Here is an 18,627-nt window from a genome sequence, read left to right as displayed (position 1 = left end):
TACATGATCCGACGGTTTGGTGAAACCCCAGAGCCGGGACGGAAATACATCCGGCGGCCCGGCGTCTATGTATTGTTGCCCCGCGGGCGCTCGTTGCTCGTCACATGGTACGACGATGGCATAAACCCGGAACTGCAACTGCCCGGCGGTGGGATCGATCCCGGCGAATCCCCAATAACCGCCCTGCACCGCGAGGTTTATGAGGAAACCGGCTGGCTGATCGCTGGACCCCGCCGCGTCGGTGCCTTTCGGCGATTCACCTTCATGCCCGAATATGATATTTGGGCCGAGAAAGTCTGCACAATCTATCGTGCACAGCCGGTGCGCCGCATGGGACCACCGGCCGAGGCGTTTCACGAAGCGCGCTGGATAGACATCGATGACGCGGTGCACCTGTTGGGCAACGAAGGGGACCGACATTTTACCGGTCTTCATTTGCTGGGGGTGTAAGCCGCGATTGTCACGACCCGTTGTATTCGAAGAACACGGCTGAAACGTCATCTTCCATGCCGCTGTCAGGCGCCATGACCTGCGTCAGCCGCCAGAACATGTCGTCCAGAAACTCGGGCCCGGTCCGGTCCGCCACGCAATCCGTCGCCATTTGCAAAAAACCGCCTTCGTCCAGGAAGCTGCCATCTTCGAGCCGACACTCGGTAAACCCGTCCGAATAGAGCAGCAGTTTGTCGCCTGGCTGCATATAGGTTTCCGTTCTGTGAAACTGGACGTCGGGCAATAGCCCGATCGGCAGACCACCCTCGCCCAGAAACTCTGCGCTGCCGTCCCGTCGCAGTAGAAGCGGATGGGGGTGACCTGCCTGCACCATCTTGAGATGCCCGTTGCGAAGATCGATGATGGCATAGACCATCGTGAAATACTCTTCGATCCCGGCATCTGCCATGAGCCGGGAGTTCAGCAGCGCCGCAACTTCCTCGGGCGGCAGCAGCGCGTAGAATTTGTTGAACCGCCGCTCCATCGCGATGTTCTGATCAAAATGCGTGCTGGACAGGTACCCGCCCAGCCGCGCTGTCATCATCGCTGAGGTAATACCGTGGCCGGAGACGTCGATGCTGTAGAATCCCAATCGATTGACGCCCGGTGAAAACATCCCAACCAGGTCGCCGCCGATGTGGCCGCAAGGTTTCAAAAGCAGGCTGACCCGAGACGTGCCAAAGGTGCCGGTCAACTCGGGCACCAGAGATTCCTGAATTTTTCGTGCCTGCATCAAATCCTTGTCGATGGCGTCATGGGCCAACTTCAGCTCATCCAGCGCCAATTCGATCATGCGATTTTTCTCGGACAGCTCACGTTGCATATCCAGAATACGTGCACCGGCCGAAATCCGCGCCCGAAGTTCATCCGCCTCAAGTGGCTTGATCAGAAAGTCGTCCGCCCCCGCGTCCAGCCCTCGTGCCACTTCCTGCTTTTCGCTTTTTGAGGTCAACAGAATGAAATAGCTGTACTGGTCATTGCCCAGCGCACGAAAGGCCCGGCAGAACTCCAGCCCGCTCATCCCCGGCATCACCCAATCGCTGAGAACCAGATCGGGCGGAGTGTCCCGACACAACGAAATCGCGTCCTCGGCATTGTCGGCCTCGGTTACCTCAAAGCCCCATTTTTTGAGCGAAGCCGCCAGAATACGCCTTTGCAAGCGGCTGTCGTCCACAATCAGCACATTTTGGATCGCACCAAAGTCCAGATCGACCCTGGCCTCGGTTTGACTGGTTACTGACACCCTGGAATCCTTGCGCGGCCTAAACGCTTCGAAGCTAACCGCGCGACACTTAATATCCGGTGAAAGACCAATTGGCACCGCAGCCGAAAGGCCCTTAACGCACTCTTTACCGGTCTATCCTACCAATTCGATATACGGATGGATGCAGGGGGTAGCGATGATTCACTGGCCCAGAGTCAAACAATTGCGCGACGAAGTCGGTGCTGAGGAATTTGATGAGGTGGTTCAGATTTTCCTGGATGAAGTGCAGGAGGTTATCGCCCGCCTGAATCAGGACACCACCCGGTCACAGATCGAACAGAACCTGCATTTCCTGAAAGGCAGCGCGCTTAGCCTGGGGTTCGACCACTTCTCGAAACTTTGCCAAGACGGCGAGCGCCGCGCGGCCGCCGGTGAAAGGATGGAGGTTGACCTGCGTGAAATTTTATCCGTGTTCGATCAGTCCAGGCAAGTATTCGAGGCCGGATTGCCCGAAAACCTTGGTTAGATCACGAACTGCGCCAACGTCTCGTCTTCGGTTATGTCAGTATAGGTAAAACCGGCCTCGTCCAGATGGGCAAACAGGCGCATGAAGTTCTCGGGCTTGCGGGTTTCGATCCCGATCAGGACAGACCCGAAGTTGCGCGCGGATTTCTTCATGTATTCGAACCGCGCGATATCATCTTCGGGGCCGAGAATGCCCAGAAACTCCTTCAACGCTCCGGGTCGCTGCGGCAGGCGCAGGATGAAGTATTTCTTGACGCCCGAATAGCGCTGCGCCCGTTCTTTGACTTCTGGCAGGCGTTCGAAATCGAAATTGCCGCCAGAGGTGACGCAGACCACGGTCTTTCCGCGGATGAAACTCTGAATATCGGCCAGCGCTTCGATCGCCAGCGCGCCCGCGGGTTCCAGAACGATGCCTTCGACGTTCAGCATCTCGATCATCGTCGTGCAGATGCGATCCTCGGACAGAACCAGGACATCCGACAGGTGGCGGGATTTCAGCAATTCATACGGCTTTGCGCCAATTCTCCCAACCGCCGCGCCGTCGACGAAATTGTCGACATGGTCCAGCGCCACCGGGTGCCCTGCCGCCATGGCCGCATGCAGACACGCCCCGCCCTTGGGCTCGACGAACAGGCAATGGGTGCGATCCCCGAACCATGTCGCCACGCCCGAGGACATGCCGCCGCCACCCACCGGCAGAAGCACGTGATCCGGCACCCCGCCCAGCTGCGCCTCGATCTCGACAGCCAGCGAAGCCTGCCCCTCGATCACGTCCTCATCGTCAAACGGGGACAGAAAATGCCCACCCTGCTCGGCGCACCAGACCTGCGCTGCGGAAAGCGTGTCGTCGAAATAATCGCCGGTCAGGTGAACTTCGATATTGTCGCCGCCGAAAATGCGGGTCTTCTGGATTTTCTGCTGTGGCGTCGTCACCGGCATGAATATCACACCCCGGACGTTCAGGTGTTTGCACATGAAGGCCACGCCCTGCGCATGGTTGCCGGCGCTGGCGCAGACAAACAGATCCTGACCCTGCTGCTTGCGCATGGCGTTGAACGCACCGCGAATCTTGTAAGACCGCACCGGGCTGAGGTCTTCGCGCTTAAGCCAGATATCGGCGCCATACCGGTCGGACAGATGGGCATTCCGCTGCAGGGGTGTGGGCGGAAAGACAGTGCGCATCGCCTGTTCGGCGGTGCGGGCGCGGGTCATGAAGTCAGTCATGACCGTTTCACTGCCGCATCACCGGCGAAAGGGCAAGGAATACATATGTGTACGCAGTTCAGGACAGCTCGCGTTTCTCGACATAGACGCCATAGATTGTCGTCAGGATACTGACATTGATCAATGGAACGATCAGCATCGTCGCAAACAGCACAATCAGGACGCCGATGATGGGGATGAACAGAAGCAAGGAGGCCAAGAGCTGAAGCAAGAGTTGGAAGAGGACGGACAAAATGACCAGAAGCAAAATGGCTCCGCTTGCGCCCGAGGTTGCCTGCCACGCCTCAGATAGTGTTATCGGCTTTCCGATGGCTGCGCCGGGCAATATCGGAGAGGCCCGATAAAATCCGATGGTAAGAAAGATGACCAAGGCCAACCAGACCAGAATTCCCAACGCCGCCGAGGCCTGCGCCATCGCACCCATTATTAGCATCGCAGGTAACATGATTATGAGAGCTATCAGAAAGAGCATCAGGAGACGCCCGAAATAGGCGAGAACTCGGTCGAACCGGAAGGGTGGAACAACGCCCGTGGGGTATTCTTCAAGCAGGACAAAACGGTGCCACGACACGACAATCCAAAGCATGACCCCAAAAACAACCGCTACAAGACATAATAGAAACCCAGCAAAGGATCCTGCTGTCACCCCTTCAGGAAAGCCTGTTGTTTCACTGTTGAACTCTTCGAAAGGGATACCAAACAGATAAATCAGACCGATGGCTAACAAGCCACCAATCAGCGCTGGTAAAACAGAAATCTGTAATGCCTGCGTCAGGTTCCTAAGAACCATCTTCACCGAATGCAAAAAAATCTCTAATCCCAACACCAAAACCGCCCCTTCAACCAATCCTTGTTCTCTATTCTCCCGTTTCACCCCAATTCCCACTCTGCGTCAATGCTGCCAACTTGCCCCCGCGTCCAAAACCGGCTAGGGGCCAAGCGACCTACGCATAAAGGGAAGTCAGATGTCCGCGCCCAAGAAAGTTGTTCTGGCCTATTCCGGTGGCCTTGATACCTCGATCATCCTGAAATGGTTGCAGACCGAGTATGGCTGTGAGGTCGTCACCTTCACCGCCGATCTGGGTCAGGGCGAGGAACTGGAACCCGCCCGCAAAAAGGCCGAGCTGCTGGGGATCAAGCCGGAAAACATTTATATCGAAGATATCCGCGAGGAATTCGTCCGCGACTTCGTCTTCCCGATGTTCCGCGCCAATGCGGTTTATGAAGGGCTCTATCTGCTGGGCACCTCGATCGCGCGGCCACTGATCTCGAAACGTCTGGTCGAGATCGCCGAGGCGACCGGTGCCGATGCTGTCGCCCATGGCGCGACCGGCAAGGGCAACGATCAGGTGCGGTTCGAGCTGGCGGCTTACGCGCTGAACCCCGACATCAAGGTTATCGCCCCCTGGCGTGAATGGGACCTGACCAGCCGCACCAAGCTGTTGGAATTCGCCGAAGCCAACCAGATTCCGATTGCCAAGGACAAACGTGGCGAGGCCCCCTTCTCGGTTGATGCCAACCTGCTGCATACCTCGTCGGAAGGTAAGGTTCTGGAAGACCCCGCCGATATGGCGCCCGATTATGTCTACCAGCGCACTGTCCACCCCGAGGACGCGCCAAACGAGCCGGAATTCATCGAGATCGGTTTTGAAAAAGGTGACCCGGTCAGTATCAATGGCGAGACGATGAGCCCGGCCACGATCCTGACCAAGCTGAACGAATATGGTGGCAAGCACGGAATCGGTCGTTTGGACCTGGTCGAAGGCCGCTTCGTTGGTATGAAATCGCGTGGTATCTACGAAACCCCAGGCGGAACCATCCTGCTGGAGGCGCATCGCGGGATCGAATCCATAACCATGGACCGTGGTGCGATGCACCTGAAGGATCAGCTGATGCCGCAATATGCCGAGCTGATCTATAACGGCTTCTGGTACTCGCCCGAGCGTGAGATGCTGCAGGCGGCTATCGACAAGTCGCAGGAACATGTCACCGGTACCGTCCGCGTGAAACTGTACAAAGGTCTGGCCTCGACCGTTGGCCGCTGGTCCGATCATTCGCTCTATTCCGAGGCTCATGTGACCTTCGAGGAAGACGCCGGTGCCTATGATCAGAAAGACGCCGCAGGCTTCATCCAACTGAACGCGCTGCGTCTGAAGCTTCTGGCCGCGCGCGACAAGCGTCTGTCCAAGTGACCGAAGACGACGATATCGACAACGAGCTCGATATGTTCATCGAAGCGCAGGACACGGTATGGGCCGATGTGCTGCGCGAACTGGAACAAGGGCAGAAATCCAGCCACTGGATGTGGTTCGTGTTTCCGCAACTGGCCGAACTCGGCCGGTCCCATATGGCACAGCTATACGGGATCGAGGATCTGGACGAGGCAGCGGCCTATCTCGCCCATCCGGAACTGCGCCGCCGATTGATCGAAACCTCCCGGTTGATGCTTTTGCACAAGGGGCGTGACGCAAGCGACATTCTGGGTGGAATCGACGCAAGGAAACTGCGGTCGTCCATGACGCTGTTTTCTTCAGTTCCTGATGCGCCAGCCGAGTTTCAGGCTGTTCTTGACGCCTTTTATGGCGGTAAGCCGTGTGACCTGACCTTGCAATTCTTGCGGGGGGCCTAGCCGCAGGTTCCCGTCAGGTCACCCTTGCCTGATGCCGGCTCCGACCTTTACGCAATCGGAAATTGCGAAAGGAAATCTAATGCTTCAGGACATCGCTGATGGGATCCAGAAAGGTCTGGACGGCAAGACTTTTGACGGGTCACTGAAGTTCGATTGCGGCGACGATGGCGTTATCGTTCTGTCCGAAAATCGGGCCTCGACCCAGGATCAGGAGACCGACTGCACCATCCGGATATCCCAGGAAAACCTGACCAAGTTGCTGACCGGAAAGCTGAACCCGATGACCGGTGTGGCACTGGGTAAACTCAAAATCACGGGCAATATGGGTGTGGCGATGAAGCTGGGCCAATTATTGGGCTGAGCTCCGATAAATTCGCTTCACCAGCCTGTGACAAACCATGTCAGCGGATTGCCACAAGGGCAAAGACAAGGCAGCCTCGTCTCGGAAGGAGACTTGCCATGATCCGGACCGTTACCCTCAACTGCCTTAAACCTATCCTTCTGTTTGCCCTGATCGCTCTGGTCGCGTTGCTGCGTGCCATGCCTGCCCCGGCAGCTGGGACGGAAACGCTGACGGTTGCCGGAGGCTGTTTCTGGTGCGTCGAATCCGATTTCGAGTCCGTCCCCGGTGTGATCAGCGCGGTATCCGGTTATACCGGAGGAACGACGGCCAACCCCACCTACGATCAGGTCACCAAAGGCGGTACAGGCCATTATGAGGCCGTTCAGATTACCTTTGACCCGTCGCGCGTGTCCCGCGAGACGCTGCTGAGCATGTTTTTCCGCTCGGTCGACCCAACAGATGCCGGTGGCCAGTTCTGCGATCGCGGAAACAGCTATCGCACGGCCATTTTTGTCTCTAACACAGGGGAAAAGGCGCTTGCGCAATCGGTCAAAGATGACGCGCAGCGGGCTTTGGGGCAAACGATCGTAACTCCGATTCTTGACCAATCGACATTTTATCCGGCCGAGGCGTATCACCAGGATTACTACAAGGGGAACAAACTGGTGTTCACGCGGTTTGGCCCCAAACGGCAGAACAACGCATACAAAGCGTATCGCAAAGCCTGCGGCAGGGACGCGCGGGTGAAACAGCTTTGGGGCAGCGACGCGCCTTTTGCCGGTTCCTAACCGAGCTGCGCTTCGCGTACTTCTTTCAGATCAGGGATAACGTCGGCCGTACCATGCCGCGTGACCATCAAGGCCGCGGCGCGGTTTGCCTGTGCAATCGCCTGCGCCATTGGCATATTGCGGTCCATTCCCGCCAACACATACCCCGTAAACGTGTCGCCTGCACCGGTCGTGTCCACCGGCTGAACGTCATGGGCCGCAAAATCAACCGGTGCGCAGCCTTGCCGATAGTAACGCGCGCCGTCAGAGCCCAAAGTCACAATGACATGCTCGACCGGCAGGTCCGAAGGCGCTAGGCCTGTAGCTTGGCGCAATTGGTCGGCCTCGATCTGATTCAGGATCAGGAAATCCAGGTAAGGCAGAACGGCCTGAACGGACTCGGCCTGAAACGGAGCGGCCGCGTAGCAAACGGTTAGTCCTTGTTCGCGCCCCATCCTTGCCGTTTCAACCTGCAGGTTGGTTTCGTTCTGCATCACCAACAAGTCGCCCACAACTGCCGCAGCAAGGGCCTGTCCCACCTGATCCCTATCGATGGCATGGTTCGATCCCTGAAACAGGATGATGTTGTTTTCGCCCTGCGCATCCACGGCAATGATGGCGTGACCCGTAGGCACGCTTGCCTCGGCAATGTATCTTGTGTCGACACCGTATTCGGTAAGGCGATCTTTTGCCCAACGCCCATCCGAACCAACGGCCCCGATATGCGCAACCCGCGCCCCGGCCCGGGACGCCGCAACCGACATATTTGCGCCCTTGCCGCCCAGAAACCGGTCCAGACGATTGGCCGACAGAGTTTCCCCCGGCCCGGGCAGGTGCGGCACATCATAGATCATGTCCGCGTTGATCGAGCCAAGGTTCCAGATCGTCATGACTTACCCGATATCGCAGGAAGCCAGAATGGCCATGTTCAGAATGTCGTTGGCTGTCGACACGGTCGAACAGATTTGAATCGGCTTGTCGACGCCGGACAGGATCGGGCCGATCACGGTCGCTCCGCCCATCTCCTGCATCAGTTTGGTCGAAATAGACGCCGAGTGCCGCGCCGGCACGATCAGAATATTTGCCGGTCCGGTCAGACGCTGGAATGGATAGACCGCCTGCTGTTCCACATTTAGGGCCACATCTACGGTCATCTCGCCTTCGTATTCAAAGTCGACGCCGCGCTGATCCAGAACGGCAGGCGCACGGTGCATCTTCTCGGCTCGTTCCGACACCGGATAGCCGAAGGTTGAAAAGCTGACGAAAGCAACACGGGGTTCAAGCCCCATGTGACGCGCCACAGCGGCCGAGCGTTCGGCGATATTGGCCAGATCGTTTTCGTCCGGCCATTCATGTACCAGTGTGTCGCCAATCAGAACGATCCGTCCCTTGTGCAGCAGGGCGGTCACTCCGGCCGCACCATGGGCGGCATCTGCGTCGAAGACATGGTTGATCCGATCCAGTACATGTGCCGATTTACGCGTTGCGCCCGTCACAAGGCCGTCGCCATGCCCATGCGCCAGCATCAGAGACGAAAAAACATGCCGGTCGCGGGCGGCCAGTCGGTGGATATCCTTGCTGTCGAAACCCTTGCGCTGCAATCGCTCGTAAAGAAAGCTCTTGTAGATATCGAGATGCGTTGTGTTGGCAGCGTTCACCACTTCCAGTTCGCGTACGGCGTCGCCCAAACCGGCTATTTCCAGCTTCTGTTTCACATCATCCGGACGGCCTACCACCAGCGCTTTACCAAAGCCCGAGCGTTGATACATCACGGCTGCGCGCAAGACGCGGGGATCGTCGCCCTCGGCAAAGATCATCCGGCTTTGCGCTGCACGGGCCCGGGCGTTCAGGCCGCGCAGGATGCTGGCGGTCGGGTCCATGCGCGATTTCAGGCTCAGCTCGTAGGCGTCCATGTCGATGATCGGACGCCGTGCCGCACCCGTGTCCATGCCGGCCTTGGCCACGGCGGGGGGAATGCGGTGGATCAGGCGAGGATCGAACGGGGTCGGGATGATGTAATCACGACCAAAGGTCAGCGACTTTCCATAGGCCATGGCGACCTCATCCGGCACATCCTCGCGCGCCAGACGGGCCAGCGCATGGGCACAGGCAATCTTCATCTCATCATTGATGGCGCGCGCATGGATATCCAGCGCGCCCCGGAACAGGTAGGGGAAGCCGAGTACGTTATTGACCTGATTGGGATAATCGCTGCGGCCCGTGGCGACGATGGCATCGACGCGGACCTCATGCGCCTCTTCCGGAGTGATCTCAGGGTCGGGGTTCGCCATCGCAAAAATCACCGGATTGTCGGCCATACTGGCAACCATTTCCTGCGTGACCGCACCCTTGACCGAAACACCCAGGAACACGTCGGCGTCCTTCATGGCCTCGTCCAGCGTGCGCAGCTTGGTCGAGATCGCATGGGCCGACTTCCACTGGTTCATGCCTTCTGTCCGGCCCTGATAAATCACGCCTTTCGTGTCACAGACGATACAGTTCTCATGTTTCGCGCCCATGGCTTTCAGCAGCTCGATACAGGCGATCCCGGCAGCACCTGCACCGTTCAGGACGATCTTCACATCTTCGATCTTCTTGCCTGAGATATGCAGCGCATTGATCAGACCCGCCGCGCAGATCACAGCCGTGCCATGCTGGTCATCGTGGAAGACCGGAATATCCATCTCTTCCTTCAGGCGCTGTTCGATGATGAAACACTCAGGCGCCTTGATGTCTTCCAGGTTGATGCCGCCAAAAGTCGGCCCCATCAGGCGCACAGCGCGGCAGAACTCATCCGGATCTTCGGTGTCCAGTTCGATATCGATCGAGTTTACATCGGCAAACCGCTTAAACAGAACAGATTTGCCCTCCATCACCGGTTTCGAGCCCAGCGCGCCCAGGTTGCCGAGACCAAGCACAGCGGTCCCGTTCGAGATCACAGCCACCAGATTGCCCTTGTTGGTATAGTCATAGGCAGTCTCGGGCGCTTCGGCGATGGCTTCACATGGAACAGCGACACCGGGGCTGTAGGCCAGCGACAGATCCCGCTGCGTGGTCATGGGAACGGTGGCCTGCACCTCCCACTTGCCGGGGGTGGGGTCGAGGTGAAAGGCCAGTGCCTCTTCTTTGGTGATCTTCGCTTTGGGCATTTTAAACGTCGTTTCCATGACTTCGGGGCTGATGCCTCATAGCGCAGGCAGACGCGCGCCTCAACGAGAATACTTTTCACCTTTCGCAGCAGATGGTGGATTTGTAAGGTCGCGCCCGGAATACGCCAAAAGGGGGCCGCTCTTGTCCACAGTCACGCCGATGATGGCGCAATATCTCGAAATCAAAGAGGCCCATGCAGACGCCCTTCTGTTTTATCGCATGGGTGACTTTTACGAGATGTTCTTCGAAGACGCCGTCAACGCCGCCGAGGCACTGGACATCGCCCTGACCAAACGTGGAAAGCACAATGGGTCAGACATTCCGATGTGCGGCGTACCGGTTCATTCGGCTGAAGGCTACCTGCTGACGCTGATCCGAAAAGGCTTTCGCGTCGCCGTGTGCGAACAGATGGAAAGCCCGGCTGAGGCGAAGAAAAGAGGCTCTAAATCGGTGGTAAGGCGCGATGTCGTGCGTCTGGTGACGCCCGGAACGCTGACCGAAGACGCGCTGTTGGAAGCGCGCCGCCACAACTTTCTGGCCGCCTATGCCGAGGTGCGGGATGAGGCCGCGTTGGCATGGGCCGATATCTCGACCGGGGCGTTTCACGTGATGCCTTTGACGCCGGTCCGGCTCAGTCCTGAACTGGCACGATTGGCCCCGTCGGAACTTATCGTCGCCGATGGCGTTGAGCAGAAATTGCAGGAACAGGTTGTTGATCTGGGCATCTCGCTCACTCCGATCGGGCGCGCGAGCTTCGACAGCACTGCGGCGGAAAAACGCATCTGCGGTCTGTTTCACGTGAGCGCATTGGATGCATTTGGGAGTTTCGGACGCGCCGAAACTTCTGCCATGGGCGCGTTGATCGATTACCTTGAGATCACGCAGAAGGGCAAGCTGCCCCTGCTGCAAACCCCGCTGAAGGAATCCGAGGACCGCGTCGTCCAGATCGACGCCGCCACCCGCCGCAATCTGGAACTGACCCGGTCTTTGTCCGGCGGACGCGCCGGATCGCTGTTGTCGGTGGTCGACCGCACCGTCACTCCCGGCGGGGCGCGGCTGCTTGAACAGCGGCTCTCCAGCCCGTCCCGCAATCTGGACGTGATCCATGCACGTCTTGATGCCGTCTCATTCGCTGCCGAAGACAGCCTGACCGCCTCGGACCTGCGCGAAGCCTTGCGCAAAACCCCCGATCTCGACAGGGCCCTGTCTCGTCTGTCGCTGGACCGCGGTGGCCCACGCGATCTGGCAGCGATCCGCAATGGTCTGACGCAAGCCGCTGCGATTGCCGAGATTTGCGCGGAACAGGATCTGCCTGTCGTACTGGCAACTGCTGTTCAGAACCTTGTCGGTTTCGACGACGTTTTGCGCCTTCTCCACGAGGCTCTGATTGCCGAACCGCCCCTGCTGGCGCGTGACGGCGGGTTCATAGCGCCCGGTTTTGACGCGAAGCTGGATGAAGCTCGTACTCTGCGCGACGAAGGCCGCTCGGTCATCGCCGGGTTCCAGAGGAAATACGCGGAACACACCGGTATCACCTCGCTGAAGATCAAACACAACAACGTGCTGGGCTACTTCATCGAAACAACGGCCACCCACGCCGAAAAAATGTTGAACCCACCATTCAGCGAAACATATATCCACCGCCAGACCACGGCGAATCAGGTGCGGTTCACCACCGTGGAACTCTCCGAGATCGAAACCCGCATCCTGAATGCGGGCAATCTGGCGCTTGAGATTGAAAAGCGGCTCTATCAAAGGCTATCAAGCGAGATTTTGACCCTCGCCGCCCGCCTCAACCAGGCTGCCCGAGGGCTGGCCGAACTCGACCTGACCACCGCGCTGGCCGATCTCGCGCGTGGAGAGAACTGGTGCCGCCCCCAAGTCGATGCCTCGCGCGCCTTTGACGTTCAGGGCGGGCGCCATCCGGTCGTGGAACAGGCGCTGCGCCAGCAGAGCGGCGATGCCTTCATCGCCAATGACTGCGATCTGAGCGCGGATCAGGGTGCCGCCATCTGGTTACTGACCGGCCCCAACATGGCCGGTAAATCGACCTTCCTTCGGCAGAATGCTCTGATCGCCCTTCTGGCCCAGATGGGAAGCTATGTCCCGGCGGAAAATGCACGCGTCGGTTTGGTCAGCCAGTTGTTCAGCCGCGTCGGAGCGTCGGATGATCTGGCCCGCGGGCGCTCGACCTTTATGGTCGAAATGGTCGAAACCGCAGCCATTCTGAACCAGGCAGATGATCGCGCTCTCGTCATTCTCGACGAAATCGGGCGCGGCACGGCAACTTATGACGGCTTGTCCATCGCCTGGGCCACACTCGAACATTTGCACGCAACCAACCAATGCCGCGCCCTGTTCGCCACGCACTATCACGAACTCACCGCCCTTGCCGGTAATCTGGAGGGCGTCGAAAACGCCACGGTCGCAGTCAAGGAATGGGAAGGTGAGGTCATCTTCCTGCACGAGGTTCACAAGGGCGCCGCCGACCGATCTTACGGTGTTCAGGTCGCCCAATTGGCGGGGTTGCCTGCCTCGGTGGTCGAGCGCGCCCGTATTGTGTTGGATCAGCTGGAAAAAACCGAACGTGAAGGTGGCAAGCAAAAAGCCCTGATCGACGATCTGCCCCTTTTCTCAGCCGCGCCACCCCCGCCGCCGCCAGCACCCAAAGCCTCACCGGTGACAGAAATGCTGGCCGAAATCCTACCCGACGAACTCACACCGCGCGAAGCCCTCGACCTGATCTACAAATTGAAAGAGGCGGCCAAAACCTGACCGCCCCTTCATCTTTTAAAAATACTCTCGCCGAAGGCACGCGCCCTCAGGCGCGTTTCAACTCGCTGGTGTCGACGACACGCCAACCTGCGCGGGACGCAGCAGACGGTCATGCAACATGAACCCTTCTGCCGAAACTTGAATGATGTCGCCCGCACGGGTGCCAGGCACTGGCGCTTCGAACATCGCTTCGTGAATATTCGGGTCGAACCGATCGCCGACCTCGGGCGTGATCACTTCGATCCCGTGTTTTTGAAACACGTCTTTCAACGCGCGCATCGTCAGCTCGATACCTTCAATCAGACCAGCGGCAACCTCTTTCTGCTCGTCGGTTGCAGCTTCAAGCGCGCGTTTCATATTGTCATAAACCGGCAGCATGTCGCGGGCCAGTTTCGATCCGCCATACTGTTCAGCATCGCGGCGGGCCTTGTCGCCGCGCTTGCGCGCGTTTTCGGCATCCGCCAGCGCACGCATGAACTTGTCTTTGTAATCATCCCGCTCAGCGCGCAGTGCGTCGATCTCAAGCGCTTCTTCGCTGATCTCTGCCAGTTCCTCTGCCAGCTCTTCCGCCTCGGCGGTTGCAATGTCGTCCAGAAAATCTTCGTTCTTGGGCTCTGCCATCTCTTACCCTCTAGCTCCGATCGGATATCAGCTTGCCGACCAGTTGCGCCGTATAATCCACGATTGGCACGATCCGTCCATAATTCAGACGCGTGGGCCCGATGACCCCGACCGCACCGATTATCTTTCGATCAGCGTTCATATATGGAGACACCACCAAAGAGGAACCCGAAAGTGAGAAAAGTTTGTTCTCGGAGCCGATAAAAATTCGCACACCCTCGCCTTCTTCGGTCAATTCGAGGAATTCTGCGATGTCCCGCTTGCGTTCCAGATCGTCAAATAGTGTACGAATCCGATCAAGCTCTTCCTCCTGACCGGTTTCGCCCAACAGATTCGCCCGCCCCCGCACGATCAGCCGGGCCGAGTCGGATTCGCCGCCGTCCCAGGCAGCGATCCCGCTATCCACCATCTCGCGCGCCAAATTATCGATCTCCTGCTTGCGCGCGGCGATCTGAGTTTGCATCTGGCGGCGTACTTCACTCAAAGTCCGCCCTTCGATCAACGCGTTCAGGAAGTTTGCAGCCTCGCGCATCGAACTGGGCGTCTGCCCCGGCGGCGGTGTGAACAGGCGGTTTTCAACATGCCCATCTGCAAAGACCAGAACCACCAATGCGCGGTCATGGCCAAGCGAAACGAACTCGATATGTTTGATTTCGGATTCGTGCTTGGGTGTCAAAACCAATGAGGCGCCGTGCGTCACATGAGACAACGCCGATCCGACGCGATCAAGCATTCCGCCAACGTCACCAGCGTTAGAGCCGAGTGTTTCGTCAAGTTTCTGCCTGTCATCCTCACCTAGATCGCCGACTTCCAGCAAACCGTCGACAAACATCCGCAGACCCATCTGCGTTGGCACACGACCTGCGCTGACATGCGGGCTGTCGAGAAGGCCGAGAAACTCCAGATCCTGCATCACATTTCGCACAGTTGCGGCGCTGACTTTTTCCGACAGGGTGCGCGTCAGAGTGCGGCTTCCGACCGGTTCGCCGCTATCCAGATAGCTCTCGACGATCAGCCGGAACACTTCCCGCGACCGGTCATTCATCTCGTCCAGAATTTTCTTCGCTTCGCTCATCGGCGTTCCCCTGCTGGTCCGTCATTAAATAGCAGGCATGTGAAAGGTCAATCGGGGTTGCATCACGACAGCAGGCAGCGTTATCCCCAAGCCAGCAAACAAAGGATTTTCCATGCGACCCTCTGGACGAGATTTAAGCGAAATGCGCGACGTTTCAATCGAAACGGAGTTCACCAAACACGCCGAAGGTTCCTGCCTGATCAAAATGGGCGACACCCATGTGTTGTGCACCGCCACCATTGAGGACCGCGTGCCGCCTTTTATCAAAGGCTCGGGCCTGGGTTGGGTCACCGCTGAATACGGGATGCTGCCCCGCGCCACCAACACCCGGATGCGTCGCGAGGCGGCCTCTGGCAAGCAAGGCGGTCGCACCGTGGAAATTCAGCGCCTGATCGGCCGCGCCTTGCGCGCCGGTGTCGATCGGGTCGCATTGGGAGAGCGTCAGATCACCGTGGACTGCGATGTGATCCAGGCCGACGGCGGCACCCGCTGCGCCTCGATCACCGGCGGCTGGGTCGCGTTGCGTCTGGCGGTCAACAAACTGATGAAAGCGGGCGAAGTGATCTCGGATCCCTTGTTAGACCCTGTTGCTGCGGTTTCTTGTGGAATCTATGCGGGTCAGCCTGTGCTGGATCTGGATTACCCGGAAGACAGCGAAGCCGGCGTTGACGGCAACTTCATCATGACCGGATCCGGAAAACTGATCGAAGTGCAGATGTCGGCGGAAGGCTCGGTCTTCAGCCGCAGCCAAATGGATCAATTGATGGATTTGGCGGAAAAAGGCGTGGCCGAACTGGCCGCCACGCAAAAGGCCGCCACCGCATGACCCGCAAGTTCGAGGGCGACAAGTTACTGGTGGCCACGCATAACAAGGGCAAGCTCGAGGAGATGGAGCATCTCCTCGAACCTTATGGCGTGACAGTAGTTGGCGTAGGTGAAATGGATCTTCCCGAACCGGAGGAAACCGAGGACACCTTCGTCGGCAATGCACGTATCAAAGCGCATGCCGCAGCCAAGGCCACTGGCCTACCCGCCCTGTCGGACGATTCCGGAATCACCATCGACGCGCTGGACGGAGCGCCAGGCGTATACACGGCCGATTGGGCCGAAACGGGCAATGGCCGGGATTTCCTGATGGCCATGACCCGCGCCCATAACGAACTCGAGGCAAAAAACGCAACCCATCCGCGCACCGCTCAGTTCCGCAGTACGCTGGTGCTGGCCTGGCCTGATGGTCACGACGAAGTATTCGAAGGCATCGCCCCCGGTCATCTGATCTGGCCCATTCGCGGTGAGGGTGGCTTTGGTTATGATCCGATGTTTGTCCCTGACGGCTACGACATTACTTATGCCGAGATGGATCGCTGGGAAAAGAACAAGATCAGCCATCGCGGCCGCGCGGTTGAGATGTTCGTGAAGGGCTGCTTTGGCGGATGATTGGCGCAACGGGGGCTTTGGCCTGTACGTGCATTGGCCCTTTTGTGAGGCCAAATGCCCTTATTGCGACTTTAACAGCCATGTGTCAAAAAATATTAATCAAAAACAATGGCTTAACTCGTATCTGAGTGAACTGGAGCGGTCCGCGGCAGAAACACCGGGCCGCGTTCTAAACACGATATTCTTTGGCGGCGGCACGCCTTCTTTGATGGCCCCCGAAACCGTTGACGCGATCATTGACCAGGCCCGCACCCTTTGGCGACCGGCCAATGACATGGAAATCACGCTCGAAGCGAACCCCGGTTCGGTCGAAGCCGGAAGGTTCGCCGCCTATCGCGACGCGGGGGTCAACCGCATCTCGATGGGCGTTCAGGCGCTGAATGACGAAGACTTACGCCGTCTGGGCCGTATACACACTGTGGCAGAGGCCCACTCGGCCTTTGACATCGCGCGAAACTGCTTCGACCGTGTCAGTTTTGATCTGATTTATGCCCGGCAACATCAAACACTGGATGCGTGGCAGGCTGAGTTAGGTGATGCACTTTCAATGGCGATCGATCACCTATCCCTCTATCAACTGACCATCGAAGAAGGCACCGCGTTTGGTGATCGCTATGCGGTCGGTAAGCTGCGAGGCTTACCGGAAGATGACAACGCGGCGGATATGTACCTGGCGACCCAGGAAATTTGCGAAGCACACGGCTTGCCCGCCTACGAGATTTCCAATCACGCGCTACCCGGCGCGGAGTCGCAACACAATCTGATCTATTGGCGGTATGGGGACTATGTTGGAATTGGTCCCGGTGCTCATGGTCGGATCACGCTGGACGGGCACAGATATGCCACGGAAACCCACCTTAATCCACAGCGTTGGCTGGATGCGGTTTCGCAGGGAAACGGTGAAAAAGCGCGGGCGTCATTGCCCACAGATGATCAGGCAAACGAATACCTTATGATGGGTTTGCGGATCACAGAGGGACTAGATATTGACAGATTTACCAGGCTTTCCGGTCGCACACTACCCCAGCCCAAACTGAAGCATCTGACTGAATTGGGCATGATTCAATGCCAAAACGGGCGATTGATGGCTACGGCAAACGGCCGCGCCGTGCTGAACGCAGTGATCCGGGAACTGTTGGAGTAGATGATGCATTATCTCTGGGCCGGATTGGGGTTGGTCTGCGTAGCGCTTGCTGCGGTCGGAATTGCTCTGCCCCTGCTGCCGACAGTTCCATTTCTGTTGCTGGCCGCGTTTTTTTTCGCGCGGTCCTCATCTCGGCTGCACAACTGGCTGATCACGCACCCTGCTTTCGGCCCCTTGATATTGGACTGGCAGAGTTCCGGCGCTATTCGACCTGCTGCAAAAAAGGCGGCAACGCTGTCCGTTGCCACCGTCTTTGGTTTGTCGGTACTGTTTTCCGCTCCGACGCATGTTCTGATTATTCAGGCATTCGTTTTGAGCGCGGTAATGATTTTTATCTGGACCCGCCCTAACGGCTGAGCTTGGCGCACAAGTCATCCAGTTGATCAAGATTTTCATATGTCAGCACGACCTGTCCCGTCTCGCTGCCGGCCTTATGATTAATAGCCACTTTCATCGCCAAAATTGCGGACAGGTCCTTTTCCAGCGCGCGCGTGTCCGCATCCTTTCCGGCATTCAGGTTTCTCGACCGCGGTGCAGGCTGGTCTGAATTCAATTGCTGTTGCTTCTTGACCAAATTCTCTGTTGCGCGAACCGAAAGGCCGTCGCGCACGACCTTTTTCGCCAGTGCGGACGGATCCTCGGCTGTAATAAGCGCCCGCGCATGTCCGGCGGACAGTTTACCTTCGATCACCAAAGCTTGCACGTCCATCGGCAAAGACAGCAGTCGCAACAGGTTGGCGATATGACTGCGGCTTTTACCCAAGGCTTCGGCCATCTTTTCCTGGGTGTGACCAAATCGGTCCATTAGCTGCTTATAGCCAGCCGCCTCTTCTACTGCATTCAGATCAGCGCGCTGAATATTCTCGATAATGGCGACTTCGAGGACCTCGGTATCATCGAAATCCCGAACGATAACCGGGATGTCATGCAGTTGCGCCATCTGTGCTGCGCGCCAGCGGCGCTCGCCCGCAACGATTTCATATTGGCCGCCATCGACACTGCGGACAATCAAAGGCTGGATAATACCTTTTTCCTTGATCGACGCGGCAAGTTCATCCAACTGCTCTTGCGAAAATGTGCGGCGCGGCTGGTCCGGGTTCGCCCGCAGTTTTTCAATCGGAACTTTAAGATCGGGTCGACGCGGCTCGGTCGGCGCCAAGCCATCCACTTCAGTCGTTACATCCGCCATCAATGCGGACAATCCCCGCCCCAATCCTCTGGGTTTGCCTTTTTTGGCGTTCACT

Annotated in this window: 19 protein-coding genes; 11 read left to right on the top strand and 8 right to left on the bottom strand. The window is 58.0% G+C overall.

From position 1 onward, the window contains the following. Positions 1–3 precede the first annotated feature (3 nt). Positions 4–450: an NUDIX hydrolase gene (locus AC2TDJ_RS01830; RefSeq protein ID WP_480838664.1), complete on the top strand. Its 447-nt coding sequence runs from the start codon at positions 4–6 to the stop codon at positions 448–450. Positions 451–460: 10 nt separating this feature from the next. On the opposite strand, the gene AC2TDJ_RS01825 is transcribed toward AC2TDJ_RS01830, so the two are convergent. Beyond that, the gene (locus tag AC2TDJ_RS01825; protein ID WP_480838663.1) at positions 461–1,732 is read right to left on the bottom strand and encodes a PP2C family protein-serine/threonine phosphatase; all 1,272 of its coding nucleotides are present in this window, start codon (positions 1,730–1,732) and stop codon (positions 461–463) included. 157 nt (positions 1,733–1,889) lie between these two features. Here AC2TDJ_RS01825 and AC2TDJ_RS01820 point away from each other — a divergent pair, with 157 nt between their 5' ends. Then, the gene (locus tag AC2TDJ_RS01820) at positions 1,890–2,219 is read left to right on the top strand and encodes an Hpt domain-containing protein (protein ID WP_480838662.1); all 330 of its coding nucleotides are present in this window, start codon (positions 1,890–1,892) and stop codon (positions 2,217–2,219) included. Here AC2TDJ_RS01820 and ilvA read toward each other — a convergent pair. Next, a complete protein-coding gene (ilvA, locus tag AC2TDJ_RS01815) occupies positions 2,216–3,442 on the bottom strand; it encodes a threonine ammonia-lyase IlvA (protein WP_480838660.1) in 1,227 nt (408 codons plus the stop codon). The two genes, AC2TDJ_RS01820 and ilvA, sit on opposite strands and share 4 nt — an antisense overlap. 58 nt (positions 3,443–3,500) lie before the next feature. Continuing rightward, a complete protein-coding gene (locus AC2TDJ_RS01810; protein ID WP_480838658.1) occupies positions 3,501–4,316 on the bottom strand; it encodes a hypothetical protein in 816 nt (271 codons plus the stop codon). A 91-nt stretch (positions 4,317–4,407) separates the two neighbouring features. On the opposite strand from AC2TDJ_RS01810, the gene AC2TDJ_RS01805 reads away from it, so the two are divergent. The 4 genes from AC2TDJ_RS01805 (at position 4,408) to msrA (ending at position 7,202) form a co-directional block, all read left to right on the top strand. Further along, complete coding sequence (locus AC2TDJ_RS01805; RefSeq protein WP_480838656.1) at positions 4,408–5,634, top strand: argininosuccinate synthase; 1,227 nt, start codon at positions 4,408–4,410, stop codon at positions 5,632–5,634. Positions 5,635–5,666: 32 nt separating this feature from the next. Then, entirely contained in the window at positions 5,667–6,071 is a 405-nt protein-coding gene (locus AC2TDJ_RS01800) for a DUF1810 domain-containing protein (RefSeq protein ID WP_480840187.1), read from the top strand. Between the two features lie 79 nt (positions 6,072–6,150). Continuing rightward, positions 6,151–6,432: an SCP2 sterol-binding domain-containing protein gene (locus AC2TDJ_RS01795; RefSeq protein WP_480838655.1), complete on the top strand. Its 282-nt coding sequence runs from the start codon at positions 6,151–6,153 to the stop codon at positions 6,430–6,432. Positions 6,433–6,530: 98 nt separating this feature from the next. Continuing rightward, positions 6,531–7,202, top strand: coding sequence for a peptide-methionine (S)-S-oxide reductase MsrA (msrA, locus tag AC2TDJ_RS01790; protein ID WP_480838653.1), 672 nt, complete (start codon positions 6,531–6,533; stop codon positions 7,200–7,202). Here the strand turns inward: msrA and AC2TDJ_RS01785 are convergent. Both AC2TDJ_RS01785 and AC2TDJ_RS01780 read right to left on the bottom strand, forming a co-directional pair. Next, entirely contained in the window at positions 7,199–8,071 is an 873-nt protein-coding gene (locus tag AC2TDJ_RS01785) for a ribokinase (RefSeq protein WP_480838651.1), read from the bottom strand. The genes msrA and AC2TDJ_RS01785 overlap by 4 nt on opposite strands. Before the next feature lie 3 nt (positions 8,072–8,074). After that, on the bottom strand, positions 8,075–10,330 hold the full coding sequence (locus AC2TDJ_RS01780; protein ID WP_480838649.1) for an NADP-dependent malic enzyme: 2,256 nt from the start codon (positions 10,328–10,330) through the stop codon (positions 8,075–8,077). Between the two features lie 160 nt (positions 10,331–10,490). Here AC2TDJ_RS01780 and mutS point away from each other — a divergent pair, with 160 nt between their 5' ends. Then, positions 10,491–13,106, top strand: a complete 2,616-nt coding sequence (mutS, locus tag AC2TDJ_RS01775; RefSeq protein ID WP_480840185.1) for a DNA mismatch repair protein MutS — start codon at positions 10,491–10,493, stop codon at positions 13,104–13,106. Between the two features lie 57 nt (positions 13,107–13,163). On the opposite strand, the gene AC2TDJ_RS01770 is transcribed toward mutS, so the two are convergent. Together AC2TDJ_RS01770 and hrcA are read right to left on the bottom strand one after the other, a co-directional pair. Beyond that, the gene (locus AC2TDJ_RS01770) at positions 13,164–13,727 is read right to left on the bottom strand and encodes a nucleotide exchange factor GrpE (protein ID WP_480838647.1); all 564 of its coding nucleotides are present in this window, start codon (positions 13,725–13,727) and stop codon (positions 13,164–13,166) included. 10 nt (positions 13,728–13,737) lie between these two features. Beyond that, positions 13,738–14,802, bottom strand: a complete 1,065-nt coding sequence (gene hrcA, locus AC2TDJ_RS01765; RefSeq protein ID WP_480838645.1) for a heat-inducible transcriptional repressor HrcA — start codon at positions 14,800–14,802, stop codon at positions 13,738–13,740. A 112-nt stretch (positions 14,803–14,914) separates the two neighbouring features. On the opposite strand from hrcA, the gene rph reads away from it, so the two are divergent. Genes rph through AC2TDJ_RS01745 form a run of 4 tightly spaced genes read left to right on the top strand, consistent with a single transcriptional unit; the run spans position 14,915 to position 17,740 of the window. Beyond that, positions 14,915–15,628 (top strand): ribonuclease PH, encoded by a 714-nt coding sequence (gene rph, locus AC2TDJ_RS01760; RefSeq protein ID WP_480838643.1) that lies wholly within the window; start codon positions 14,915–14,917, stop codon positions 15,626–15,628. Then, positions 15,625–16,239: an RdgB/HAM1 family non-canonical purine NTP pyrophosphatase gene (gene rdgB, locus AC2TDJ_RS01755; protein ID WP_480838641.1), complete on the top strand. Its 615-nt coding sequence runs from the start codon at positions 15,625–15,627 to the stop codon at positions 16,237–16,239. Before rph ends, rdgB begins: the two co-directional genes overlap by 4 nt. Continuing rightward, positions 16,229–17,383 (top strand): radical SAM family heme chaperone HemW, encoded by a 1,155-nt coding sequence (gene hemW / locus AC2TDJ_RS01750; protein WP_480838639.1) that lies wholly within the window; start codon positions 16,229–16,231, stop codon positions 17,381–17,383. Before rdgB ends, hemW begins: the two co-directional genes overlap by 11 nt. A 3-nt stretch (positions 17,384–17,386) precedes the next feature. Further along, positions 17,387–17,740, top strand: coding sequence for a YbaN family protein (locus AC2TDJ_RS01745; protein ID WP_480838637.1), 354 nt, complete (start codon positions 17,387–17,389; stop codon positions 17,738–17,740). Here the strand turns inward: AC2TDJ_RS01745 and AC2TDJ_RS01740 are convergent. After that, positions 17,730–18,626: a ParB/RepB/Spo0J family partition protein gene (locus AC2TDJ_RS01740; RefSeq protein WP_480838635.1), complete on the bottom strand. Its 897-nt coding sequence runs from the start codon at positions 18,624–18,626 to the stop codon at positions 17,730–17,732. The two genes, AC2TDJ_RS01745 and AC2TDJ_RS01740, sit on opposite strands and share 11 nt — an antisense overlap. Position 18,627: the final 1 nt, after the last annotated feature.

It is taken from the genome of Ruegeria sp. HKCCD6647-2 (assembly GCF_057221075.1).
The sequence above is the reverse complement of the archived record's forward strand: the minus strand, read 5'-3'. Positions and strand labels throughout refer to the sequence as shown.

Bases quoted from the DNA above. Each gene is read 5' to 3' on its own strand.
- AC2TDJ_RS01830 (WP_480838664.1), top strand. From the start codon at position 4: ATGATCCGACGGTTTGGTGAAACCCCAGAGCCGGGACGGAAATACATC.
- AC2TDJ_RS01820 (WP_480838662.1), top strand. From the start codon at position 1,890: ATGATTCACTGGCCCAGAGTCAAACAATTGCGCGACGAAGTCGGTGCT.
- ilvA (WP_480838660.1), bottom strand. From the start codon at position 3,442: ATGACTGACTTCATGACCCGCGCCCGCACCGCCGAACAGGCGATGCGC.
- AC2TDJ_RS01805 (WP_480838656.1), top strand. From the start codon at position 4,408: ATGTCCGCGCCCAAGAAAGTTGTTCTGGCCTATTCCGGTGGCCTTGAT.
- AC2TDJ_RS01800 (WP_480840187.1), top strand. From the start codon at position 5,667: ATGTTCATCGAAGCGCAGGACACGGTATGGGCCGATGTGCTGCGCGAA.
- AC2TDJ_RS01795 (WP_480838655.1), top strand. From the start codon at position 6,151: ATGCTTCAGGACATCGCTGATGGGATCCAGAAAGGTCTGGACGGCAAG.
- msrA (WP_480838653.1), top strand. From the start codon at position 6,531: ATGATCCGGACCGTTACCCTCAACTGCCTTAAACCTATCCTTCTGTTT.
- AC2TDJ_RS01785 (WP_480838651.1), bottom strand. From the start codon at position 8,071: ATGACGATCTGGAACCTTGGCTCGATCAACGCGGACATGATCTATGAT.
- AC2TDJ_RS01780 (WP_480838649.1), bottom strand. From the start codon at position 10,330: ATGCCCAAAGCGAAGATCACCAAAGAAGAGGCACTGGCCTTTCACCTC.
- mutS (WP_480840185.1), top strand. From the start codon at position 10,491: ATGATGGCGCAATATCTCGAAATCAAAGAGGCCCATGCAGACGCCCTT.
- AC2TDJ_RS01770 (WP_480838647.1), bottom strand. From the start codon at position 13,727: ATGGCAGAGCCCAAGAACGAAGATTTTCTGGACGACATTGCAACCGCC.
- hrcA (WP_480838645.1), bottom strand. From the start codon at position 14,802: ATGAGCGAAGCGAAGAAAATTCTGGACGAGATGAATGACCGGTCGCGG.
- rph (WP_480838643.1), top strand. From the start codon at position 14,915: ATGCGACCCTCTGGACGAGATTTAAGCGAAATGCGCGACGTTTCAATC.
- rdgB (WP_480838641.1), top strand. From the start codon at position 15,625: ATGACCCGCAAGTTCGAGGGCGACAAGTTACTGGTGGCCACGCATAAC.
- AC2TDJ_RS01745 (WP_480838637.1), top strand. From the start codon at position 17,387: ATGCATTATCTCTGGGCCGGATTGGGGTTGGTCTGCGTAGCGCTTGCT.